The sequence below is a fragment of the Ancylobacter sp. GW821-FHT10E12 genome (genome assembly GCF_058809335.1).
Genome location: NZ_JBXASN010000008.1, coordinates 104,808 through 124,278 on the forward strand (window position 1 = coordinate 104,808; position 19,471 = coordinate 124,278).

The following is a 19,471-nucleotide window of genomic DNA, read 5'->3' on the forward strand; positions in this document are numbered from 1 at the left end:
CCGCGGCTTGCCGGCTACGCTCGTACAACGCGCGGATGAAGTGGGCGGGGCGGAGGCCGATCCGATCCAACGGGCCGAGAGATGCGCCATCCGGATCCGTGGTGCCAGTCGGCTGCCGCCGGCAATTCGCCGATCACATCGACATGCGCGGCGCCACCGTCCGCCGACATCCGTCGCTCGGAGAAGCGAAGGCCGAGCAAACGGCCGTCCGTGGTCTGCAAGCACAGATCTGCGCGGCCGAACACCACCTTCAGCACCGATGCCGGGAGGCGGATTTCGCCGCAACTCGTCACCTGGCCGGCCTTCGACAGATAGCCATCGAAATCATATTGCATCGGACCGACCGCCGCATTCCCGCACAGAAGAAGGCCGGTTCCGCGCAGTCCGCCGAGATAGTCCACGCCATGTCCCCCTTTCAGGTGCGAGGTCACGTTTTGAGGTCGGCTTCGAGCGCCCTCGCCAATTCCCCGGAGCTGACCGCGAAAACTTGGCTGGAGGTGCCGACGACGGAGATGGCGGGCGTATGCAGCATCGTCGCGGAACGCTGATAGGCGAGGAAGGAAATGCCCGGAATCTCCTCCTCGTCGATCACCAGCCGGTAAATGCCGGCGGGCTGTAAATGCTCAAGCACGCTCAGCCTGAACGGATGCCTGAACGTGACCGTGGTTTCCTTGGTTCGGATGGTCATGGCAGCACCTCAGTCTTTCTTCTTAGGCAGTCCGATCGGGGCGGACATCCCCTTGACAAGAGCGGGGGCGGCTTCAGGTTCCTCTTTCTTCTTCGGCTTCTTGGTTTCCCGATTGCCGCCAAGCTGACTCTTGGCCAGGATCATTTCCCTTCATGTTGCGGTGATGGGTGTCCGGCGACACGAAAAACCCCGCGACCTCGAGGAGGCGCGGGGCTTACAGGCGCCGGGCGCCTCGGATCTGCATCGCTCTCTAGGTCGCCAGTACATCCGTGGTCGACCGGAACGCGATGACACTGTCGGCGGGCCCTGAAGTCCGGCGCCACCGACGTCATGCAATCAACTCAGCGACTGGAGCTTGTCGGCCGTCATCTTGCCGCTTCTCTGGTCCGGGATAAGCTCGAAGCCCACCTTCTGACCTTCGCGCAGGTCACTCAGACCGGCACGCTCCACGGCACTGATGTGAACGAACGCATCGCTGCCGCCGTCATCCGGCGCAATGAATCCAAAGCCTTTCTGGGCGTTGAACCATTTTACGGTTCCCGTGGTCATGGGAAACCCTTTCGTAAGTGTAATTCTAGCTTGCCTGCAAAGGCGCAGGCCGTCGAAATCGCATTTTCAGGAAAAGAGAACATAATAATGCGGAACTAAATCCCACGAGATAGATGTTCATCTTGCCGTTTATCGACCAAATTAATATGTGCCTTGGATGGAAATATTACAAGGACTATGAATTTTTAAGGGGTCGAAATCCAGAATTCCAAACTTGGACCCAAAACAAGCATGGTTCGAGTCCATTCAGAACTGGCAGCCGGAATTCCTGTCAACCGCCGTTCTCGTCGTGCTGTCGATCTTCCTGCGCTATCAGGGCCCGTCGGAATCCAAGCCCGCCTCCGCGGCCAATTCGCAAACCGGCGATTGAACTGACGCCGCAACACTGACACCTGGCGTGAACGCAGCGCGGCGCAAAGTAAGATGATGGAACTCAACGCATCAGCCCGGCAGCGCGAAGGGCGTCCTCAATGATCTTCTTCACGCCGGATGCATCGGATGGCGACGGCCTCAGACCCGCACACCTCATGGAGTGCTCCGACGCCGCCTTGTTGGCGCCGTAGGCCTCGGCTGTCGGCGGTGCCAAGGCAGGCCGCTTGCCTTGCGCTGGCGTCGACGCCTGAGTTGCGTGCGCTCGCTCCCGTACAGGCGCAATTCCCCAAAATTGCGCAATCTCTCGCGTGGACGAGATGCCGACATCCAGCATGTAGGGGCCGGAAACGCCGAGATCATCGCCCAGCGGCGTGCCATGTCCCATCGCGGCAACCGTGTTCAATTCGATCACCGGCTCGCCTACGGCATTGCACCAGATGCGTTTTGCGTGAGCCCCCAGCACCTCCGACTGCGTCGGCTGCTCATCGAGTTGGTGAACGTTGCGCCATTGCGCGGCGATATCCTCAGCGTTGGAAGGAGCGACCGTGTGATCAGCCGATCCCTGCCAGATGGCGATTTTGGGCCAGGGACCTGCATGGGCGGAGGCCTCGCGCAGAAGCTCCCAAAGCTCCTCGTCGGACGCCGTGCCGTGACCGCGCATGCAGTCGAACGCTTCCGGCACCGTAGTGGCACGGCCATAGGCGAGGCCGGCGATGATCGCGCCACCGGCGAAGACTTCCGGGTAGGTCGCAAGCATGACGGAGGCCATCGCACCGCCGGCTGAGAGGCCGGTAACGAAGACCCTGTTTCGATCGAGGCCATGGGCAACCATCATCGCCTCGATCATCTGGCGAATGGAGAGCGCCTCACCGGCATTGCGCCTGGCATCGCCCGGCCGAAACCAGTTGAAGCACAGATTTGGATTGTTGCCGTGATGCTGTTCCGGATAAAGCAGGGCGAATCCGGCCTGATCGGCAAGTTGCGACCAGCCTGCACAATGATCGTATCCGGCTGCGTTCTGGGTGCAGCCATGCAGCACAACCACCAGCGGGGCACCTTCGGAAAGATTTGCCGGCAGGTAGAACCGCGACTTCAACCCACCCGGATTCGATCCAAAATCGCCGAGCGACGAAAGTCTATCGGGCGAACCGAGATTTGGGAAATGTGCCCCGTGGCGCCCGCGAAACACAGTGAGACAGGCGATCGTATCCGACATTGTCCGCAATGGAGGCATCCTTGTTGTGGCGCCCGGAGAATGGACGGCATGTGCTTAACGCACTTGCAGCGAAATCGTTGCTGCATTGCACAATAACAAGGGGGGCTGTTCGGAACATGCGGAAATCGGCCGGCCTTGTAGCCGGCCGAGGTGCCTGTTCTCAGTCGCGATCGCTGAGGAAGAGGGTTTGTTCATCATCGCGCTGTCAGCCCCCAAGGGCGGAGGCGACGTAGGCAATGAGGTACAGCGATGGCGTCGACGGCTGGCGTCAGGCCCTAGAACGGGCTGCCCGGTCGGCATTCCTACGCGGAGGCAACGACCGAGACTGGTTGCCGAGCATCGATTTCTTCCTGCAGGCCAAGAGCTTCACCAAACTGATGGAGGGTGCCTATGACGACGGCGGTGGCAATCGCGCGGCAGGACGGCCGGCTGGACGCGGCGACGCTGTGCTTGCCGGAATGGCCGGCTCGCGGAACGCCGCCTCGCAGAGCAGCCAGTCGGCCCCGACGATTCCGGCGAACCTTTCCTTGACAACGGATGATCTAAAGTCCGGGCAGGCCGACACCTATTCCTGCGCACGACGTCATCCTGCGGCTGGAGGGCCGGCAGCGAGAGCTTGAAGACATGATCCTGCGGGGCGGTGGACGAATGTTGCTCCGCCCTGAGGCTCGTGTATTGTGTGGACGGAGCCGATCCGGTTGTGCTCGAACTTCCGGCCGGGTGCGTCATGTCAATCTCGGGTACGATGACGTAATGAGCAACGTCCCGGCGCGCGCATATCGGCCGCGTGATCCTCATGGACGGACAGGAGACAGGCCAGAGCGATCGGCTGTTGACTGGTCAGCGCAATCTCACAGCCGCAACGGATCAGGATGCAAAGGTCTCGGCGAATATTGACCGCCTACCGGAAATCGGCGGCGGTCAGGATGTAAGAGGTGCGGCGACCGTTCGAATAGGCCCTAGACGCGGCGCGATAAATGGATGCGCGAAAGGCATCGAAAGCGGAAAGGCACTTCGTTTCCAGTGTTTCCGACATGGGTAATTCGGTGGTCGACTTCACCAGCGCGTCGATCTCGACGAAGAACGGAACCTCGAACATACCGTCATATCCGGTGAACCGGACGACGTTGCGCGTGCCGTCGAAGCTGCGGCTCGGGTTCGGAAAAGCCAGTGTCATGACTGCCATGCCACGGTTTCAGACAAACCCGTCCAGCCGTCAGTTGCCATTCTGGCATCGTGGCGTTTCATGCCGCGAGGAAGCGAGAAATTGGCGCCGCGCGTGACGCTCGACCGGCTGAGGTCCATCCGCGTCGAACCATGTGCCCGCGCCGGAAAATCCATGACGACATGATGGACATGTCGGAAACGATACAACGGGTTGTCGCGGCCGCGCTCATCGTCGGTGGAGGCACGGCCGGGCGCGCCGCCTTCATTTTCCCAGATGTCGATCGAAATGGCCTTCCGGCTCCGTACGGCTTTATTGCTATGGTCGTTCATGGCGATGGCTTTCTTTATTGCCCGAGGCCGATGTCGAGCATGCAGGAGTAGAGCGTCCTGCCGTTCGCGTCAGTGATCGTCAGTGCGTCCGGTCGCTGCGGCATGTCGAGGGTTTGCGCCAGCGCCAGCGCCAACTCGATCGCAGCATCGAGATCAACCGCTTCCTCCATCTCGCACCCGACGACCGCGTGCGCGTCGTCCTGCTGCCGGGTGCGATAGAATTCGATCACAATCTTCATCGATATCCGTTTCTCGGCATGTCGGCTGTCAGCTCCGTGCCTTGCCACGCGGTGCAACGGCTGTAGCTGCCAGCTTCATTTGCGTCTCGAACCGACCGTCGGACTTGGAAGCAGCCATTTCCTTCTTCGGCTTCCGGATCTCGCGGCTGCTGCGCTTCTGTCCCTTAGCCATGGCTGAAGGTCTGTTCGAGAAGCGCGGCGCCCTCGCCCAGCTTCGCGGGAGCGACCGGCTGCAGGTTGTCTTCCGTCGTCACCCGCTCGTAGTGCTCGTTCTCATTGTGGATGCGGTACTGCAGCGCGTTTCCGTAAGGCGGCAGCGTGGCTGTGATGCGGTAGATGTCCCCGTATTTCGAAGGATGCATGCCGAATCCGCCCTTCAGCTGAACGGACTGCCCGATTGCGAAGAGATGAGTTTCGCTGTCGCGCCGGGCCGGAGGAGTGCTGCGAAGCGGAGTGGTCGCGGTCATATTGCTTGTGGTCCTTTTCAAGGGTGGTTTGGCAGGCCGCCAGATTGTTCGGCGGCAGCGTCTGTATTGAACGCCCCAGGGCGAACGCCGCCGGGTACCCGGATGGAAAGACGGCGCTTTGCACAGTGGAACAGGGGGTACGTAAATATCCGTTATGTCCCTGGCATCGCTCGATTCGAAACGGTGCTCGATGCTGCCAGTACATCCGTGGTCAGCGCAGGGCTCATCCAGATTCGAACAACCCAACATGCGCCCAAAAGGCGTCACGCATTCGCTGTCGAGAACTTGGTGATGTTTGGCGGGTTCAGGTCTCTGACACCGCGAAAGCCAACTCGGCCAAATCAACGAGTTCTATCGATACGCCTAAACCGCGATTCAAGCAAGCCGAACCCTCTGCGGGAAACAATCCGGATCGCCAAATTCTCGGACATTAAAATAAAACGAGTGAAAATTCGTCCTTAGGCTGTCTGACTCGGGAAAAAATTCAATTGATCGCGAGAGAAATTCACGTCGAATATTTTTCAAATATTTCGTGATCGATGAATTATAATTTTGGCACTCCTATCCCTAGAGTGCCAAAGGCGCTATATAGATCCTGCGGTCGCCCTGTAGGCAGGCCGCGGAAAGAACCCAATGACATTTCGACCCCTCCACGACCGCGTCGTCATACGGCGTGCGGAAGGCGATCTGCTATCCAAGGGCGGGATCATCATTCCCGACACGGCGAAGGAGAAGCCCTCGCAGGGCGAAGTCGTCGCCGTCGGTCCCGGCACACGCGATGAAAGCGGCAAGCTGGCCCCGCTCGACGTGGCGGCTGGAGACCTCATCCTGTTCGGGAAATGGTCCGGCACCGAGGTGAAGATAGACGGCGAAGATCTCCTGATCATGAAGGAAGCCGACATCCTGGGCATCGTCGAGAAGACCGAAGCGGCCACCAAGAAGGCCGCCTGACCGGTCGATTTCCGATCCCACTCCCCGAGACCGAACTGGACGAACATCATGTCTGCCAAGGAAATCAGATTTTCCACCGACGCCCGCAACCGCATGCTGCGCGGCGTCGAATTGCTCAACAACGCCGTCAAGGTGACGTTGGGCCCGAAGGGCCGCAACGTCATCATCGACAAGTCCTATGGCGCGCCGCGCATCACCAAGGACGGCGTCACCGTCGCTAAGGAGATCGAGCTTGAGGACAAGTTCGAGAACATGGGCGCGCAGATGGTGCGCGAGGTCGCCTCCAAGACCAACGACCTCGCCGGTGACGGCACCACGACGGCAACCGTGCTTGCCGCCTCTATCCTGCGCGAAGGCGCCAAGCTGGTCGCCGCCGGGATGAACCCGATGGACCTCAAGCGCGGCATCGATCTCGGCGTGGCTGAGGTCGTCAAGGAAATCCGGGCCCGCGCCCGGAAAGTCGGATCCTCGGCCGAGATCGCCCAGGTCGGCACCATTGCCGCCAATGGCGATGCCGCCGTTGGCGAGATGATCGCCAGGGCGATGGACAAGGTCGGCAAGGAGGGCGTCATCACCGTCGAGGAAGCCAAGACCGCCGAGACCGAGCTCGACGTCGTCGAAGGCATGCAGTTCGACCGCGGCTACCTCTCCCCTTATTTCATCACCAACACCGAGAAGATGCGCGTGGAGCTGGAGGACCCCTACGTCCTCATCCACGAGAAGAAGCTCGGCAATCTGCAGGGGCTGCTGCCGATCCTCGAAGCCGTGGTGCAGACCGGCAGGCCGTTGCTGGTCATCTCCGAGGATGTCGAGGGCGAGGCGCTGGCCACGCTGGTCGTCAACAAGCTGCGCGGCGGCCTGAAGGTCGCGGCGGTGAAGGCGCCCGGCTTCGGCGATCGCCGCAAGGCCGTGCTGGAGGACATCGCGGTTCTCACGGCCGGCCAGGTGATCTCCGAGGATCTCGGCATCAAGCTCGAGAATGTCACCATCGACATGCTCGGCCGGGCCAAGCGCGTACTGATCGAGAAGGAGACGACGACGATCATCGACGGCGCCGGCAAGAAGAAGAACATCGAGGCTCGCATCGCCCAGCTCAAGACGCAGGTCGAGGAGACCACCTCGGAGTACGACAAGGAAAAGCTGCAGGAACGGCTGGCGAAGCTGGCCGGCGGCGTCGCGGTGATCCGGGTCGGCGGCGCCACCGAGATCGAGGTGAAGGAGAAGAAAGACCGCATCGACGATGCGCTGAACGCGACCCGCGCCGCAGTCGAGGAAGGCATCGTGCCGGGCGGCGGGGTGGCACTGCTGCGCGCAAGGTCGACCCTGAAATCGCTGACGGGCGCCAATGCCGACGTGACGGCCGGCATCCTGATCGTGCTCAGGGCACTTGAGGCGCCGATCCGGCAGATCGCCGAGAACGCTGGCGTGGAAGGCTCGATCGTGGTGGGCAAGCTCACCGACGGCAAGGATCACAATCAGGGCTTCGACGCGCAGACGGAGACCTATGTCGACATGATCAAGGCCGGCATCGTCGATCCCGCCAAGGTCGTACGCACCGCCTTGCAGGACGCCGGCTCGATCGCCGCGCTGCTGATTACCGCCGAAGCGATGATCGTCGATATTCCCGCCAAGGAAACCGCGGCGCCGGTCGGCAATGGCGGCATGGGATACTGAGCGCAGTGCCTGAATCGCTCGGCCGCGGCACGGCCGGGCGGCGGAATTCCACCATCAATCGACAAGGGAGACTTCCAATGGCCATGCAAAGCAGCGGCAGGACATCGATCGGCCAGCGTTTCGAGAACTACAAGCCCTCCAAGGCAATCCTCGTCTGGGCCTGCCTCGCCACCGCGACCGCCACGATGATCGTCGGATTCAACTGGGGCGGCTGGGTGACCGGCGGCACGTCACGCGCGGTCGCTGCCACGGCGGGTGATGTCGCGCGTGGAGAACTGGCCTCCGCCATCTGCGTCCAGCGGTTCAACGCCGCGTCGGACGCGCCTGCGAAGCTCGCCGAGTTCAAGGCGATCCCCGACAACTACAAGAAACGTCAGTTCATCGAGGCTGGCGGCTGGGCGACCATGCCCGGCCAGACGTCGCCCGATCGTCGTGGTGTCGAAGGCTGCACGACGGTTCTTGCGACCTGATTGGCTCAGGCCGGGCAGCGTATCGTCAGGGAGGCATTCGATCTCGCCCTCAGGGTCGGCCGACCGGGTTTTCACTGGGAAATCCGCCGCTGGCCCTTTGCAGGCTCCAGCGCCTCTCGTCGGGTTGGTGGAGAGCCTGCAGGCGGATTTCCCCGCCTCTTTAGATGCGAGGCCGCGCTTGGGCCGCACGTGCGGCCTTCATGAGGTGCTGCGAACAGATATCGAGCTTCTGGAAGACGGGTGATCCGGTCATCGCGGCGAGTGAAAGGCCGAGTCAGGGAACGTCCTCGACGTTGTCCATGTTTAGGTCAACAACATTCTGGCTGGCCATCCGAGAATGTCGGCTCCCAGCCGCCTTACCAACTTCCGCTTCTGGCGCGAGGCGGCTGCCGCGTCCGTGCGGACTGGACCCTAAGCGGACTCTCGCTCTCACGTGGTGCCGTCGTCGATCGCGTCCTCGTCGTCGATCGACAGAAAGACGAAGCGGCAATGCTTCCACGCTTGCGAGAGCTGATCTCATTGCAGCGTGGATGACTCACTGTCAGGGCTTCACAAAGCGGTAGGCAAAGCGATCAGTCTCGCCCTTGATCGAGGGATCGAACACCTTGACCGAGTGCGGATCATCCTTGTTCGCGAGCATGGTGCTTTCCGCGTCGAGTACGAAGCCGGCCGCCTCCACCTCCCGGCGGACGGAGGCTGGGTCGATCCGATGCAGCGACTGGGTGTCACTCGTGCCCGCCCCCGCGGCGGCGGCGTGATCGACGATGACGTAGAACCCACCGGGCTTCAACCGTTCGTGGACGGCTCGATTGAAGTCGGCCGCCGTCGCGCCCCTGGTCTGGATCAGCGCGGTGGGGAGATCGTGGTAGAACAGGTGCAGCCACAGAACATCCGCTGGCTGCGTGACCTCCGGCATCGCCACGAGGTCCGCCGAGACGGCTGTGACGTTCTCCCGGCCCGGCTCCTTCGCAAGCGTTCTCATGAGGCCGACCGGATCGTTCTTGAAGTGGGCGACTTCGGCCGGCACGAAACTGTAGACCCGCCCCTCCGGTCCGACGATGTCGGAGAACAGGCGCGTCCAGTCGCCGTCGCCCGGGTACACGTCGATCACGGTGGAGCCCGCATCGATGCGCGCGAACCGGATCAACTCGGATAGCTTGGATTGGTCGTACATGGCGATCTTCCTTGCGGTTGGGCATTCGACGAACGGGCGGGATGCGAGGAGCTATCCGCGGCTGACCGACCGTTTACCCCGACCCGATGACCGCTGATGGCGAGCATTACGCCGGCCCGGACGCGTCCACATGTGCGGCCCGCGCCAGTGCCTGCGTGTCGATGTACTCCCGGATGCTCGTCACTCTGTCGCCCCGGACGGTAATGGCGAAGACCCAGTCGTCCTTGAACGGCTTGTTCGTGGCCTTGATTTTCCCCGTAGCGACGCCGACGACCAGGACCCGGTCTCTCTGCGCGACGAACTCCTTGGGTTCCGCGGACGTTTCTATCGACCTGGATGCCGTCTCGAGCAAATCCGCCAGCCCGGCGTGCCCGTGGTGTGTGCCGGCCAGAGGCCAGTCCTCGCCCGGAATGACCCACTCGATGTCCTCAGTGACCAGCGCCAGCAGACCCTCCCTGTCGCCGCGGCCGATCGCGGCGAAGAAGTCCTTCACGGTCTGCACGTTCTTCTCGGTGCTCACAGGAATTTCCTCCATGTCGGCCGGATCGGATCGCGTTCGACCCGATCGCAAGCGCCGCGTCCATCAGTCGAACTTGACCAGGTGCTGAAAGATCAGCCGGCCCCAGCCTTTTCCGCGCGCCTGGACCAGCAGCCCGCCTTCCGAAAGCCCGCCAAGTTTGATCGGGGCGAAACCGAGCTTTTCTGCAAGCGCAGCAATCTCCTCTGCAGCGCCATCATCGTCGCTCGCCAGGAACACGACCCTCCTGCCCCCATGTTCAGCCGGATCGTGGTCAAGGACCTCGGCGATCAAATGATTGAAGCCCTTGACCAGTCGTCCACCCGTGAAGGCCTGCGCGATGAACCTGGAAGAAGGCTGCCCTCCCAGTTGCTCAGGCGGTACGCCGTAGGCGTTGGTCACATCAACGACGATCTTCCCCTGCCAGCCGGGCAGCGCTTTTGCGACCTCCGGGTGCTGCTCGAAACGGACAGCCAAAAAGATGATGTCCGCCTTGACCGCGTCCGCCAGTGTCTTGGCAATGACCTTGGGCCCGATCGCCGCCGCATCCGATGCAAAGCTTTCGGGGTCGCGCGTGGTGGCGACGGATACTTCGAGCCCCTTGCGGGCAAACGCCTTCGCAAGAGCGTGGCCGATCTTGCCGAAGCCGATGATTGCATAGCTCATAATGCTTCTCCGATCCTGTGTGAACGCTGGGTCAGACCTGCGCCATGCCGCCATCGACCGCCAGATCCATGCCGGTGATGTAAGAACCTTCATCGGAAGCGAGGAAGGTGACGGCAGCCGCGATTTCCTCCGGCTTGCCTCTGCGACCCATTGGGATCTGCGTGGTGAATTGTGCGACCGCTTGCTCGACGTGTTCAGCGGTAAGGCCCGACGTCGTCGCCAAGGCCGGGGTATCGATTGCGCCGGGGCTCATACAATTCACGCGGATTTTGCGGTCTTTCAGCTCCAGCGTCCAAGCGCGCGCAAAGTTGCGCACAGCAGCCTTGCTCGCGGCGTAGGCGCTAAACCCGGGAAGCCCCAACACGTTCGACACTGAAGAGGTCAGGATGATCGAACCGCCGTCTTTGAAGAGAGGAAGGGCCTTCTGCACCGTAAAGAACAGACCTTTCACGTTCACATCGAAGGTCTGGTCAAAATGGGCCTCGGTCGCGACCGCGAGCGGTGCGATTGTCCCTGCACCGGCGTTTGCGAAGAGAATGTCGATGTGACCATGTTTCTCTTTCACGACGGCATAGAGATGGTCCAGATCCTCCAGGCGCGACACGTCGCCGACGACCGTCGTAACGTTTCTGGTAATGAAGGCTGCGGCCTCCGTCAGCTCTTTCTCTCTTCGCCCGGTGATCACGACATGCGCACCTTCTTCCACGAAGCGCCTGGCTGTGGCCAAGCCGATCCCGCTGCTTCCGCCCGTGATGACTGCGATTTTACCTTCGAGTGCTTTCATGATCTTTTGTCCTTGGCTGTGTGAGCTTGGCTTGGGGCCGCGCCGGGGTCAGAGTTGCGCCAGGCCGCCGTCGACGGCGACCTCGCTGGCAGTCATGAAGCTGCTGTCCGACGAGGCGAGAAAGGCGGCTGCCGCCGCGATCTCCGCCGGATCGGCCATGCGCTGCAGCGGAGTCATCGCGCCGTAAGCCTTCTGGCCCTCCTCACCGAGGGCTTCCTTCGCGAGGTCGGTCGCCGTCGCCCCCGGCGACAGCACGTTGACCCGGATGCCGGTGCCCTTCAGGTCCTCTGCCCAGGTCCGCGCGAGGTTGCGCACTGCCGCCTTGCTCGCGCTGTACGCAGTGAAACCCGGTGCGCCCGTGGTGCCGGCGCTCGATCCGGTCAGGATGATCGATCCGCCCGCGCCCATCAGCGGCAACGCCTTCTGGATCGTGAAGATCGTCCCCTTCACATTGGTGTCGAAGGTCTCATCGATGTGCGCGGCGGTGATCTTGCCGAGCGGAAGCGGGCTTCCTGTCCCGGCATTGGCGAAGACGATGTCGAGGCTCCCGCGCTCGGCCTTGACCGCCGCATAGAGATGGTCGAGGTCGGCCTCATCGGAGACCGAGCCCTTCACCGCACGGGCATTCGGCCCAAGCTCGGCCACAGCCGCGTCGAGAGCGTCCTGCCGGCGGCCGAAGATGAAGACGAACGCGCCCTCCTCGATGAAGCGCTTCGCTGAGGCGAGGCCGATGCCGGTGGCGCCGCCCGTGATGACGGCGGTCTTTCCATTCAATCTGGTCATGTCGTGCAGTCCTTCCATCGCCGTCCCGGGTCTTTGGCTGGACGGAGAGGTCCTCCGAGGGTCTCGATGTGGGTTCGCAGGAGGCAGGCGGCGAGTGCGGAATCGCGCACATCGGTGGTGCGAAAACGATCCGGGTAGATGGCCGAACGCTGCGACGATCGCGCGCGTTCCGGCTCAGCGTGCTAAAATGGGCTTGGAAAGCCGTGCCACGCGGCGCGGGAATGCACCATGATCGACTGGGATGACGTTCGCTATTTTCTTGCCGCCGCGCGCGGCGGCTCGGTGCGGGCTGCCGCCAAACGTCTCGCAGTGAATCACGCGACGGTGTTGCGACGCATCGCCCAGCTTGAGGACCGCCTCGGGGCCCAGATGTTCGAAAAGCAGCCTTCGGGCTACCGCCTGACGGCTGTGGGAGAGGAGGTCCTCGAGTTCGCGAACCAGATGGAAGCCTCGTCGCTCCAACTGGAAGCGCGTATCTTCGGGCGCGACCAGAGCGTGCGCGGACTTCTGCGGGTGACGCTGCCGCCGTTCCTTGCGACACACCTGCTCATGCCGGATCTCGCCGATTTTGCGCGTGCGCATCCCGACATCGAGATGGAGATTGTGTCGACCGGCGAGGTGGCTAACCTGACCAACCGGGAGGCGGACATCGCGGTCCGCCTTGTCTCCGATCGCGAGACCCTGCCGCTCAATCTTCATGGCCTGAAGGGTCCGGAGCTGTTCGCGGGCGTCTATATGTCCCGCGATCGACTGGCCGCGTGGCGTGCGGGCGCGCCGGATCCCATCAGGCCCATCGTCATCGGCGGTCAGGGAGTTCCGGACTGGGCCGTCGAAGGCGAGGTTCGCGCGACCGGGGTTCCGTTTAGGACGCCGGACGCCGACGCGCAGATCGCTGCGGCAAGCCAAGGGGTCGGTATAACCCAACTGCCCTGTTTCGTTGGAGATGCCGATCGTCTGCTGGCGAGGGTTCCGGGCATCGATCTGAAAGCACACGCAACGCTCTGGCTTCTCACTCACGGGGAGACACGCAAGACGAAGCGCGTGCGGCTCTTCACCGAGTTCATATCCCGCAGGCTCGCCGCGCACGCTCCGCTTCTTACGGGGCTGTCCATATCGCGCGACTAAGCGCGGCGGACGCTGGCGATGACAAGCGCCCGCAAGCGGACACCCCCAGCATCCGCCGCGGGTGGGACGCGACCGTTCCTGCTGGCGACCCCAATGTCCGGCTTCTGCAGCAGTCTTAAGGACCGCTTCTGGCGGATGTCGTTGAAAAAGTCGGCGTTGCTGCGGGGGTGAAGTCCTGATTCAGTCGTCTTCAAGCTGGGGGCGACGCGATGATGGGTGAGCGGGCGGTGGCGCAGGAGGCGCTGTTCTACGAGTTCAGCTTGGAGCGGCACGTCCCGGCCAATCATATGCTGCGCGCGATCGACCGGTTCGTCGATTTGTCCGGCATTCGCGCGCATCTTCGCCTACGCCACCAACTACCTAATCGATCTCGACCACGCCGTTATCGTCGATGTGGAAGCTTGCCGCGCCATCCGGCAAGCCGAGGTCGGGGCGGCGCGCACCATGCTCGACCGGACGCAGGAACGCTTCGGCCTGCGGCCGGCAAGGCTCACCGCCGACAGCGCCTACGGCTCGGCCGAGAACCTCGCTTGGCTGGTGCACGAGCGCGGGATCGAGCCGCACATCCCCGTATTCGACAAGTCCGAACGCCAAGACGGCACCTTCAGCCGGTCCGACTTTACCTACGATCGCAATGCTGATGCCTATGTCTGTCCTGCCGGCAAGCTGTTACGGCAGCGACAGAAGACCTATCGGAGGCCGCGCCGGCTAGTCGATGATGACGGCATGATGCGCTACCGCGCCAGCAAGCTGGACTGCGAGATCTGCTCTTTGAAGCCCCAGTGCTGTCCCAATACGCCCGCTCGCAAGATCCCACGCTCGATCCACGAGGGCGCCCGCGATATGGCACGGGACATCGCCGCCACCGACGACTACGTCACCTCACTCCGGCAGTGGAAGAAGTGGAGATGCTGTTCGCCCATCTAAAGCGCATCCTGAGGCTCGACCGGCTGCGACTACGTGGCCCGAACGGTGCCCGCGACGAGTTCCACCTCGCTGCCGCAGCCCAGAACCTCAGGAAGCTTGCCAAGCTCCTGCCGAACGGGCCGCAGGCATTGGCGGCCTAAGGAGGAGAGGTTGCACCCCCAACGCGAGCGGCGATGTCACCGCCCTCCAGCACCGACTTGTTCAACATGGGGTAATAGGCGGCAGCTCTTCTGCGGAGACCGATACTCTCGGCTTCGTCATTGGAAGAGGAGACCCACCATGGAGTATTTTGCGGGCCCGGATGTCTCGATGGAGGAGACGCACATCTGCGTCGTCGACCGGGACGGGGCAATTGTTCACGAAGCAAAGGCCACGTCTGCGCCGGACGCCATCGAGGCAGAACTGGCGAGGGCTCCAGCGTGTCGGCGGGTCGTCTTCGAGACCGGTCGGATGGCGCCAATGCTTTACCATGGCCTGGTCGCCCTCGGCCTGCCGGTGGTCTGTATCGAGAGCCGGCAGGCCTATCAGGCCCTCAAGTCGCTGGCGACCCACAAGACCGATCGCAACGATGCGCGCGGCCTGGCGCATCTCGCCCGGACCGGCTTCTTCAAGCCAACGCACGTGAAGTCGCTCCCGGCACACGCCATTCGCTCGCTGATCATCGCCCGCAAGAAACTGGTCGGGCAGCGTGTGATGATGGAGAACCAGATCCGCGGGCTCGCCGTGGTGTTCGGTATCCGTTTGCCACGAGCGCTCAGCCTGCCTTCATCGAACAGGCGCTGCGAGCAAGCGAAGGGATCGATGACCTGTCCGCCGCTATGCGAGGCCTCATCGCGGCGCGCGGCGCCGTGCTCTCCGCCATCGCGGCCATCGATGCCGACATGAAGACGCTGGCCAGGTCATCTGAAGCCTGCCACCGATTGATGACGATCCCGGGCGTCGGCCATATCACCGCGCTCGCCTTCACGGCTGCCGTCGACGACCCCGAACGTTTCCGGCGCTCCCGGGATATCGGCGCCTATCTGGGGCTGGTGCCGCGTCGCTATCAATCCGGCGAGGTCGACTACACCGGCAGCATCTCAAAATGCGGCGACCGGCGCGTGCGCACGCTCCTCTACGAGGCTGCGAACGTCATGCTCACCCGCTACCGAGGATCTCTGAAGCTGAAGGAGTGGGCTTTGGGCATCGCCAAGCGATCCGCCATGCGGAAGGCACGGGTCGCGCTTGCCCGGCGGCTCGCCATCGTCATGCACGCCATGCTCCGGCACGGCACGGAGTTCAAGCTGGCGGAGCCGATCTCGGCGCCGGATCACACAGGAGGCCGAAACAGCTCCCGAGCGGGAGCGACGCCCGAGGGAGGGAATGGATGACGGCGCCGATTCTGTCGCATGCTGCCGACCTGTCGGCCGACTGCCGTTTCAACCAAGCTGCTCCACGCCCAGCCAACCCCATCAAGTGCCCATGAGCACGTAGAGAACGCAGGCACCCGAAAGCGTCGATATTGCTCACAAACTGAGCTGCCAACCTTGACCTATTAGAGAACACTGTCGGCGCTCAGCACTCGTATCGGCCGGCCCCTTCCCTGACGGGTTCGCGACTGAGCCGATCTTCCCGGCCACGGCTTCGAGAGCGGTATCGATGGAGGGCGGCGCAAGCTACGCGTGTGCGGGCCGCCAATGCGGATAGGTGACATAGGCGGTCAATGCGCCCTCCTCATGGGTGCGAATGGTGACGATTTCACCCTTGGGCATATGGACGATGTCGCCGGGGCCGGCGATGACCGTATCGACATCGGTAGAAACCGTAAGCCTTCCCTCCAGAACAATCATGACGTCGTCAACCGCCATTGTCTCGGCGAGGCTCTGGCCGGGCGCGTAGCGTCCATAGCCGATGGTGATCGGCCCGCCGTGCCGCTCGTCGACCAGATTGCCGACGAACACATCCGCCTCCTGGCCGGGCGAGCGCTCCAGCGAGGCATCGGCGATGGTGAACTTGCGAACCTTCATCACTTTTCTCCTTCCGCACAATGTTCCGGGCCGCCATCCAGACCGCGGCGTCTGGAGAACCGCGAACAGCGACCTCCGGCCAGCAGCAGGGATCGGCGATCTTCGTACCGAAATGCTCCTCAATGACGTCGACACGCCTGGTTTCGGGATGGCTCGCACGATCGTCCGATTTGGGGGAGCAAGCTCAGGTCGACTTGCCACCGCATGTCTCAGGCGATGATGGCGGTCACGCGGATCTCGATGCGCATCGTCGGCAGTCCAAGCGCCTCGACGCCCGTTTGCGTCCAGATCGGCGCATGATGGGGCATATACTCGCGATAGAGCCGCGCCATCGTCTCGTTGACCTCCGGCGGAAAGCCGCCGACATGGTAGGAATTGACGTGCACCACGCGTTCCCAGCCCGCGCCGGCCGTCGCCAGCGTGCGCTCAACATTGCGGAACGCCTGAGCGATCTCTTCCTCCAACGCCTCGGGAATCCGCAGATCGTCATCCCAGCCGCCCTGACCCGATATCTCCACGCGGTTTCCGATCCTCACTGCCTGTGAATAGTGCAGCAGGTCGCGCAGACGCTCCCCATAACCCGGTGTGACGAAGAATTCCGGCTTTTCCATTCTGTCTTCTCTTCAGTGTTTCAACCTGGACAGCACATCAGGAGACGATGACGACGCGCCCGAGGATGGAGTTGCCTTCGGCATAGGCGTGAGCCTCGGCCGCCGCCGCGAGCGGAAACCTCCTGTCCACGATCACCTTGAGATCCCCGGCCGCCGCCAGTTCCAGCATCCGGGAAACCGTGCGGTAGACATCCGGCTTTTCCAATTGCGTTCCCATGAAGACCCCGAAAAGCGATTGGTTCGCCAGCAGCGCCGGCCATAGATCGATACCGAGCCGCTCTCCGCCGGCGTTGCCGACGAAGACCAGGCGCCCCTCGGGGCGGAGCGCCGCCAGGGAACTTTGCAAGGTGGTTCCTACCGGGTCCACGACGAGGTCCGCGCCACGCCCCTCCGTCAGACGCATGACGGCATCGACGACGTCGGACGAGCGATGATCGATCGCGTGATCGAGGCCAAGCCCGACAAGGCGTTCGGTCCTCTCGATCCCGGAGACCGTTGCAAGTACCATCGCGCCTGCCCGATGCGCGAGCTGGATGGCGGCGAGCCCGACGCCACCGGCGCCGGCCTGGATGAGGACAGTTTCGCCACGCTTCAAACCACCCCGTGCGAAGAGACAGTGATGAGCTGTCCCAAATGCGATAGGCAGAGCTGCGGCAGCGGCCATTTCGAGCCCTTCCGGCACGGGCCAAGTCCGGCTGGCGGCAACGGCACGCAACTCCGCGTGCGAGCCAGCGAGATCGAAGCTCGTCACCTTCTGGCCGACCTGGCGATCCTTCACCTTCTCTCCAACCGCGATGATTTCGCCAGCGGCCGCATAGCCGACGACGAAGGCTGGATGGGGTGGAGGCGTGGACGCGCGATTGATCAGATCGCCCCCCTCGATGGCGGCCGCCTCGACGCGGATCAGGACGCCATCGCTCAGGCAGACCGGATCGGGCACGTCCGCGTACCGAAGGACATCTGGCGGGCCGGGGCGGTCATAGATCGCTGCTTTCATGGTTCGCTCGCTGCGTCCTCGCTCGGGAGCGGTCGGACCCGTCTGCGGGACCGAAACAAGCGAGGCGGCGGAACGGCGGCTGATGGCCCGGACCGGTGCTGCTCGTCGATACGCGACGTGTCCCGGGCCGCGCCCGCGATGGTCATATTTGGGCGATGCCACCATCGGCGAAGACCTCGCTCCCGGCCATGAAGCTGCTGTCACTCGAAGCGAGGAACGCCGCTACCGCGCCGATCTCGTCCGGATCGGCGACGCGTCCGATCGGTGTCGCACCCCGGAGCGCCTCGATCCCTTCGTCGCCCATGAGTTCCAGCGCCTTTTCCGTCCGCGTGCCGCCCGGCGACAGCACGTTCACGCGGATCCCCCTGTCGGCGAGTTCCGGTGTCCAGCTGCGCGCAAAGCTGCGGACCGCAGCCTTGGTCGCGGCATAGAGGCTGAAATTCGGAAACGCCTTCACCGACGCGCTCGAGCCGGTCAGGATGATGGATCCGCCTTCGCCCATGAGCGGCAAGGCGCCCTGGACGGTGAGCAGCAATCCTTTCACGTTCGCGCCAAAGACCCGATCGAATTGTTCGGGGGCGATCTGCCCAAGCGGCGTCGGTTCCGAGATGGCGGCGTTCGCGAGCAGGATGTCGACGCGGCCACGCTCGGCCCTGACGGTTTCGAAGAGCCGATCGAGATCGGCGGTCTCGTTGATCGACCCGGCGACGGCACGCGCATGCGGCCCGAGTTTCGCCACCGCTTCATCAAGCCTCGACCGGGTGCGGCCGAAGAGGAACACGAAAGCGCCTTCTTCGACGAAGCGCTTGGCCGACGCAAAGCCGATGCCGGTCGCGCCGCCCGTTATGACCGCCGTTCTACCTTCAAGTCTGCTCATCTTGTCAGCCTCTTGTTGAGCCGTGCCCGCAGCCACGTCAGCTCGTGACGAACTTCAGAAGGTCGGCGTTCAGCACATCAGCATTCACCGTCAGCATTCCGTGCGAGAAACCGGGATGGGTCTTCAGCGAGCCGTTTGGCAGCAGCTTGACCGCCTTCAAAGCCGAGGCGGCGATCGGAACGACCTGGTCGTCCTCACCGTGCAAGACCAGCGTTGGCACGGTGATCGCCTTGAGGTCATCGGTCTGGTCGGTTTCCGAGAAGGCTTTGATGCCATCGTAATGCGCCTTGGCGCTCCCCATCATGCCCTGCCGCCACCAGTTCTGGATCACGCCTTCATGGACCGTCGCGCCCTCGCGGTTGAAGCCGTAGAACGGGCCTGACGGGACGTCGCGGAAGAACTGCGCGCGGTTGCCGGCCAGCGCCGTCCGAAAGCCGTCGAAGACCTCCTTCGGCGTGCCCTCGGGGTTGTTGTCGGTTTTCAGCATCAGCGGCGGAATGGCGGCGACGAGGACGGCCTTGGCCACCCGGCCCGCAGGTTCGCCATAGCGCGCCACGTACCGCGCCACTTCGCCGCCACCGGTGGAATGGCCGATGTGAATCGCGTTCTTCAGGTCCAGCGCCTTGGCGACGGCGAAGGCGTCAGCCGCATAGTGATCGATGTCGTGACCGTCGGCGACCTGCTCCGAGCGTCCGTGGCCGCGCCGGTCATGCGCGACGACGCGATAGCCCTTCGACAGGAAGAACAGCATCTGCGCGTCCCAGTCGTCGGAGCTGAGCGGCCAGCCATGGTGAAAAACGATCGGCTGGGCATCCCTGGGACCCCAGTCCTTGTAGAAAATCTGTACGCCGTTGTCGGTCGTGACAAAGCCCATAGGATGC

General features: G+C 63.0%; 25 protein-coding genes and 3 pseudogenes. 9 read left to right on the plus strand and 19 right to left on the minus strand.

What is annotated here, in order from left to right; genetic code table 11:
- Positions 1-14 precede the first annotated feature (14 nt).
- The 4 genes from AC1RU4_RS12655 to AC1RU4_RS12670 form a co-directional block, all read right to left on the minus strand.
- Positions 15-401 (minus strand): hypothetical protein, encoded by a 387-nt coding sequence (locus AC1RU4_RS12655; RefSeq protein ID WP_492891450.1) that lies wholly within the window; start codon positions 399-401, stop codon positions 15-17.
- A gap of 26 nt (positions 402-427) precedes the next feature.
- Positions 428-688 (minus strand): hypothetical protein, encoded by a 261-nt coding sequence (locus AC1RU4_RS12660; RefSeq protein ID WP_492891451.1) that lies wholly within the window; start codon positions 686-688, stop codon positions 428-430.
- 9 nt (positions 689-697) lie between these two features.
- Positions 698-832, minus strand: a complete 135-nt coding sequence (locus AC1RU4_RS12665) for a hypothetical protein (RefSeq protein ID WP_492891452.1) — start codon at positions 830-832, stop codon at positions 698-700.
- Between the two features lie 192 nt (positions 833-1,024).
- Positions 1,025-1,237 (minus strand): cold-shock protein, encoded by a 213-nt coding sequence (locus AC1RU4_RS12670; protein WP_492891453.1) that lies wholly within the window; start codon positions 1,235-1,237, stop codon positions 1,025-1,027.
- A gap of 211 nt (positions 1,238-1,448) precedes the next feature.
- On the opposite strand from AC1RU4_RS12670, the pseudogene AC1RU4_RS12675 reads away from it, so the two are divergent.
- Positions 1,449-1,607, plus strand: a pseudogene (locus tag AC1RU4_RS12675) (DUF6766 family protein); the annotation flags it as partial.
- 63 nt (positions 1,608-1,670) lie between these two features.
- Here AC1RU4_RS12675 and AC1RU4_RS12680 read toward each other — a convergent pair.
- The gene (locus AC1RU4_RS12680; protein ID WP_492891454.1) at positions 1,671-2,834 is read right to left on the minus strand and encodes an extracellular catalytic domain type 1 short-chain-length polyhydroxyalkanoate depolymerase; all 1,164 of its coding nucleotides are present in this window, start codon (positions 2,832-2,834) and stop codon (positions 1,671-1,673) included.
- Between the two features lie 320 nt (positions 2,835-3,154).
- Between AC1RU4_RS12680 and AC1RU4_RS12685 the strand changes: the two genes are divergently transcribed.
- Positions 3,155-3,445 carry a hypothetical protein gene (locus AC1RU4_RS12685; protein WP_492891455.1) on the plus strand — a complete coding sequence of 97 codons (291 nt, stop codon included), beginning with the start codon at positions 3,155-3,157 and terminating at the stop codon, positions 3,443-3,445.
- A 281-nt stretch (positions 3,446-3,726) separates the two neighbouring features.
- Here AC1RU4_RS12685 and AC1RU4_RS12690 read toward each other — a convergent pair whose 3' ends face one another.
- The 4 genes from AC1RU4_RS12690 to AC1RU4_RS12705 all read right to left on the minus strand — a co-directional run bounded on the left by AC1RU4_RS12690 (position 3,727) and on the right by AC1RU4_RS12705 (position 5,028).
- The gene (locus AC1RU4_RS12690; protein ID WP_492891604.1) at positions 3,727-4,002 is read right to left on the minus strand and encodes a DUF1488 family protein; all 276 of its coding nucleotides are present in this window, start codon (positions 4,000-4,002) and stop codon (positions 3,727-3,729) included.
- Complete coding sequence (locus AC1RU4_RS12695; RefSeq protein ID WP_492891456.1) at positions 3,999-4,322, minus strand: hypothetical protein; 324 nt, start codon at positions 4,320-4,322, stop codon at positions 3,999-4,001. Before AC1RU4_RS12695 ends, AC1RU4_RS12690 begins: the two co-directional genes overlap by 4 nt.
- Before the next feature lie 14 nt (positions 4,323-4,336).
- Positions 4,337-4,561 carry a hypothetical protein gene (locus tag AC1RU4_RS12700; RefSeq protein ID WP_492891457.1) on the minus strand — a complete coding sequence of 75 codons (225 nt, stop codon included), beginning with the start codon at positions 4,559-4,561 and terminating at the stop codon, positions 4,337-4,339.
- Between the two features lie 164 nt (positions 4,562-4,725).
- Positions 4,726-5,028 (minus strand): hypothetical protein, encoded by a 303-nt coding sequence (locus AC1RU4_RS12705; protein ID WP_492891458.1) that lies wholly within the window; start codon positions 5,026-5,028, stop codon positions 4,726-4,728.
- Positions 5,029-5,661: 633 nt separating this feature from the next.
- Here AC1RU4_RS12705 and AC1RU4_RS12710 point away from each other — a divergent pair.
- The 3 genes from AC1RU4_RS12710 (at position 5,662) to AC1RU4_RS12720 (ending at position 8,123) form a co-directional block, all read left to right on the plus strand.
- Positions 5,662-5,979: a co-chaperone GroES gene (locus tag AC1RU4_RS12710; RefSeq protein WP_492891459.1), complete on the plus strand. Its 318-nt coding sequence runs from the start codon at positions 5,662-5,664 to the stop codon at positions 5,977-5,979.
- 48 nt (positions 5,980-6,027) lie between these two features.
- Positions 6,028-7,653: a chaperonin GroEL gene (gene groL / locus AC1RU4_RS12715; RefSeq protein WP_492891460.1), complete on the plus strand. Its 1,626-nt coding sequence runs from the start codon at positions 6,028-6,030 to the stop codon at positions 7,651-7,653.
- Between the two features lie 77 nt (positions 7,654-7,730).
- Complete coding sequence (locus tag AC1RU4_RS12720) at positions 7,731-8,123, plus strand: hypothetical protein (RefSeq protein ID WP_492891461.1); 393 nt, start codon at positions 7,731-7,733, stop codon at positions 8,121-8,123.
- Positions 8,124-8,664: 541 nt separating this feature from the next.
- On the opposite strand, the gene AC1RU4_RS12725 is transcribed toward AC1RU4_RS12720, so the two are convergent.
- From AC1RU4_RS12725 to AC1RU4_RS12745, 5 genes are all read right to left on the minus strand, one after another.
- Entirely contained in the window at positions 8,665-9,297 is a 633-nt protein-coding gene (locus AC1RU4_RS12725; protein ID WP_492891462.1) for a class I SAM-dependent methyltransferase, read from the minus strand.
- Positions 9,298-9,403: 106 nt separating this feature from the next.
- Positions 9,404-9,817, minus strand: a complete 414-nt coding sequence (locus AC1RU4_RS12730; protein WP_492891463.1) for a nuclear transport factor 2 family protein — start codon at positions 9,815-9,817, stop codon at positions 9,404-9,406.
- 63 nt (positions 9,818-9,880) lie between these two features.
- The gene (locus AC1RU4_RS12735; protein ID WP_492891464.1) at positions 9,881-10,480 is read right to left on the minus strand and encodes an NADPH-dependent F420 reductase; all 600 of its coding nucleotides are present in this window, start codon (positions 10,478-10,480) and stop codon (positions 9,881-9,883) included.
- Between the two features lie 31 nt (positions 10,481-10,511).
- Positions 10,512-11,264 (minus strand): SDR family NAD(P)-dependent oxidoreductase, encoded by a 753-nt coding sequence (locus AC1RU4_RS12740; protein WP_492891465.1) that lies wholly within the window; start codon positions 11,262-11,264, stop codon positions 10,512-10,514.
- Positions 11,265-11,312: 48 nt separating this feature from the next.
- Entirely contained in the window at positions 11,313-12,047 is a 735-nt protein-coding gene (locus AC1RU4_RS12745) for an SDR family NAD(P)-dependent oxidoreductase (RefSeq protein WP_492891466.1), read from the minus strand.
- Between the two features lie 228 nt (positions 12,048-12,275).
- Between AC1RU4_RS12745 and AC1RU4_RS12750 the strand changes: the two genes are divergently transcribed.
- The 4 genes and pseudogenes from AC1RU4_RS12750 to AC1RU4_RS12765 all read left to right on the plus strand — a co-directional run.
- Positions 12,276-13,172 (plus strand): LysR family transcriptional regulator, encoded by an 897-nt coding sequence (locus AC1RU4_RS12750; protein WP_492891467.1) that lies wholly within the window; start codon positions 12,276-12,278, stop codon positions 13,170-13,172.
- A gap of 393 nt (positions 13,173-13,565) precedes the next feature.
- Positions 13,566-13,763, plus strand: a pseudogene (locus AC1RU4_RS12755) (IS5/IS1182 family transposase); the annotation flags it as partial.
- A 191-nt stretch (positions 13,764-13,954) separates the two neighbouring features.
- Entirely contained in the window at positions 13,955-14,239 is a 285-nt protein-coding gene (locus tag AC1RU4_RS12760; RefSeq protein WP_492891468.1) for a transposase, read from the plus strand.
- 139 nt (positions 14,240-14,378) lie between these two features.
- Positions 14,379-15,388: pseudogene (locus AC1RU4_RS12765) on the plus strand (IS110 family RNA-guided transposase); the annotation flags it as partial.
- Positions 15,389-15,754: 366 nt separating this feature from the next.
- Here AC1RU4_RS12765 and AC1RU4_RS12770 read toward each other — a convergent pair.
- The 5 genes from AC1RU4_RS12770 to AC1RU4_RS12790 all read right to left on the minus strand — a co-directional run bounded on the left by AC1RU4_RS12770 (position 15,755) and on the right by AC1RU4_RS12790 (position 19,464).
- The gene (locus AC1RU4_RS12770) at positions 15,755-16,105 is read right to left on the minus strand and encodes an AraC family ligand binding domain-containing protein (protein WP_492891469.1); all 351 of its coding nucleotides are present in this window, start codon (positions 16,103-16,105) and stop codon (positions 15,755-15,757) included.
- Positions 16,106-16,314: 209 nt separating this feature from the next.
- On the minus strand, positions 16,315-16,716 hold the full coding sequence (locus AC1RU4_RS12775) for a RidA family protein (protein WP_492891470.1): 402 nt from the start codon (positions 16,714-16,716) through the stop codon (positions 16,315-16,317).
- Positions 16,717-16,753: 37 nt separating this feature from the next.
- Complete coding sequence (locus AC1RU4_RS12780) at positions 16,754-17,713, minus strand: quinone oxidoreductase family protein (protein WP_492891471.1); 960 nt, start codon at positions 17,711-17,713, stop codon at positions 16,754-16,756.
- Between the two features lie 142 nt (positions 17,714-17,855).
- Positions 17,856-18,590, minus strand: a complete 735-nt coding sequence (locus tag AC1RU4_RS12785) for an SDR family NAD(P)-dependent oxidoreductase (RefSeq protein ID WP_492891472.1) — start codon at positions 18,588-18,590, stop codon at positions 17,856-17,858.
- Between the two features lie 37 nt (positions 18,591-18,627).
- Positions 18,628-19,464, minus strand: coding sequence for an alpha/beta fold hydrolase (locus AC1RU4_RS12790; RefSeq protein ID WP_492891605.1), 837 nt, complete (start codon positions 19,462-19,464; stop codon positions 18,628-18,630).
- Positions 19,465-19,471 lie beyond the last annotated feature (7 nt).

What these genes read in the sequence shown, in the direction of transcription:
- AC1RU4_RS12660 (WP_492891451.1), bottom strand. Translation starts at nt 688, where the DNA reads ATGACCATCCGAACCAAGGAAACCACGGTCACGTTCAGGCATCCGTTC.
- AC1RU4_RS12665 (WP_492891452.1), bottom strand. Translation starts at nt 832, where the DNA reads ATGATCCTGGCCAAGAGTCAGCTTGGCGGCAATCGGGAAACCAAGAAG.
- AC1RU4_RS12670 (WP_492891453.1), bottom strand. Translation starts at nt 1,237, where the DNA reads ATGACCACGGGAACCGTAAAATGGTTCAACGCCCAGAAAGGCTTTGGA.
- AC1RU4_RS12690 (WP_492891604.1), bottom strand. Translation starts at nt 4,002, where the DNA reads ATGACACTGGCTTTTCCGAACCCGAGCCGCAGCTTCGACGGCACGCGC.
- AC1RU4_RS12695 (WP_492891456.1), bottom strand. Translation starts at nt 4,322, where the DNA reads ATGAACGACCATAGCAATAAAGCCGTACGGAGCCGGAAGGCCATTTCG.
- AC1RU4_RS12700 (WP_492891457.1), bottom strand. Translation starts at nt 4,561, where the DNA reads ATGAAGATTGTGATCGAATTCTATCGCACCCGGCAGCAGGACGACGCG.
- AC1RU4_RS12705 (WP_492891458.1), bottom strand. Translation starts at nt 5,028, where the DNA reads ATGACCGCGACCACTCCGCTTCGCAGCACTCCTCCGGCCCGGCGCGAC.
- AC1RU4_RS12710 (WP_492891459.1), top strand. Translation starts at nt 5,662, where the DNA reads ATGACATTTCGACCCCTCCACGACCGCGTCGTCATACGGCGTGCGGAA.
- groL (WP_492891460.1), top strand. Translation starts at nt 6,028, where the DNA reads ATGTCTGCCAAGGAAATCAGATTTTCCACCGACGCCCGCAACCGCATG.
- AC1RU4_RS12720 (WP_492891461.1), top strand. Translation starts at nt 7,731, where the DNA reads ATGGCCATGCAAAGCAGCGGCAGGACATCGATCGGCCAGCGTTTCGAG.
- AC1RU4_RS12725 (WP_492891462.1), bottom strand. Translation starts at nt 9,297, where the DNA reads ATGTACGACCAATCCAAGCTATCCGAGTTGATCCGGTTCGCGCGCATC.
- AC1RU4_RS12735 (WP_492891464.1), bottom strand. Translation starts at nt 10,480, where the DNA reads ATGAGCTATGCAATCATCGGCTTCGGCAAGATCGGCCACGCTCTTGCG.
- AC1RU4_RS12740 (WP_492891465.1), bottom strand. Translation starts at nt 11,264, where the DNA reads ATGAAAGCACTCGAAGGTAAAATCGCAGTCATCACGGGCGGAAGCAGC.
- AC1RU4_RS12745 (WP_492891466.1), bottom strand. Translation starts at nt 12,047, where the DNA reads ATGACCAGATTGAATGGAAAGACCGCCGTCATCACGGGCGGCGCCACC.
- AC1RU4_RS12750 (WP_492891467.1), top strand. Translation starts at nt 12,276, where the DNA reads ATGATCGACTGGGATGACGTTCGCTATTTTCTTGCCGCCGCGCGCGGC.
- AC1RU4_RS12770 (WP_492891469.1), bottom strand. Translation starts at nt 16,105, where the DNA reads ATGAAGGTTCGCAAGTTCACCATCGCCGATGCCTCGCTGGAGCGCTCG.
- AC1RU4_RS12775 (WP_492891470.1), bottom strand. Translation starts at nt 16,716, where the DNA reads ATGGAAAAGCCGGAATTCTTCGTCACACCGGGTTATGGGGAGCGTCTG.
- AC1RU4_RS12780 (WP_492891471.1), bottom strand. Translation starts at nt 17,713, where the DNA reads ATGAAAGCAGCGATCTATGACCGCCCCGGCCCGCCAGATGTCCTTCGG.
- AC1RU4_RS12785 (WP_492891472.1), bottom strand. Translation starts at nt 18,590, where the DNA reads ATGAGCAGACTTGAAGGTAGAACGGCGGTCATAACGGGCGGCGCGACC.
- AC1RU4_RS12790 (WP_492891605.1), bottom strand. Translation starts at nt 19,464, where the DNA reads ATGGGCTTTGTCACGACCGACAACGGCGTACAGATTTTCTACAAGGAC.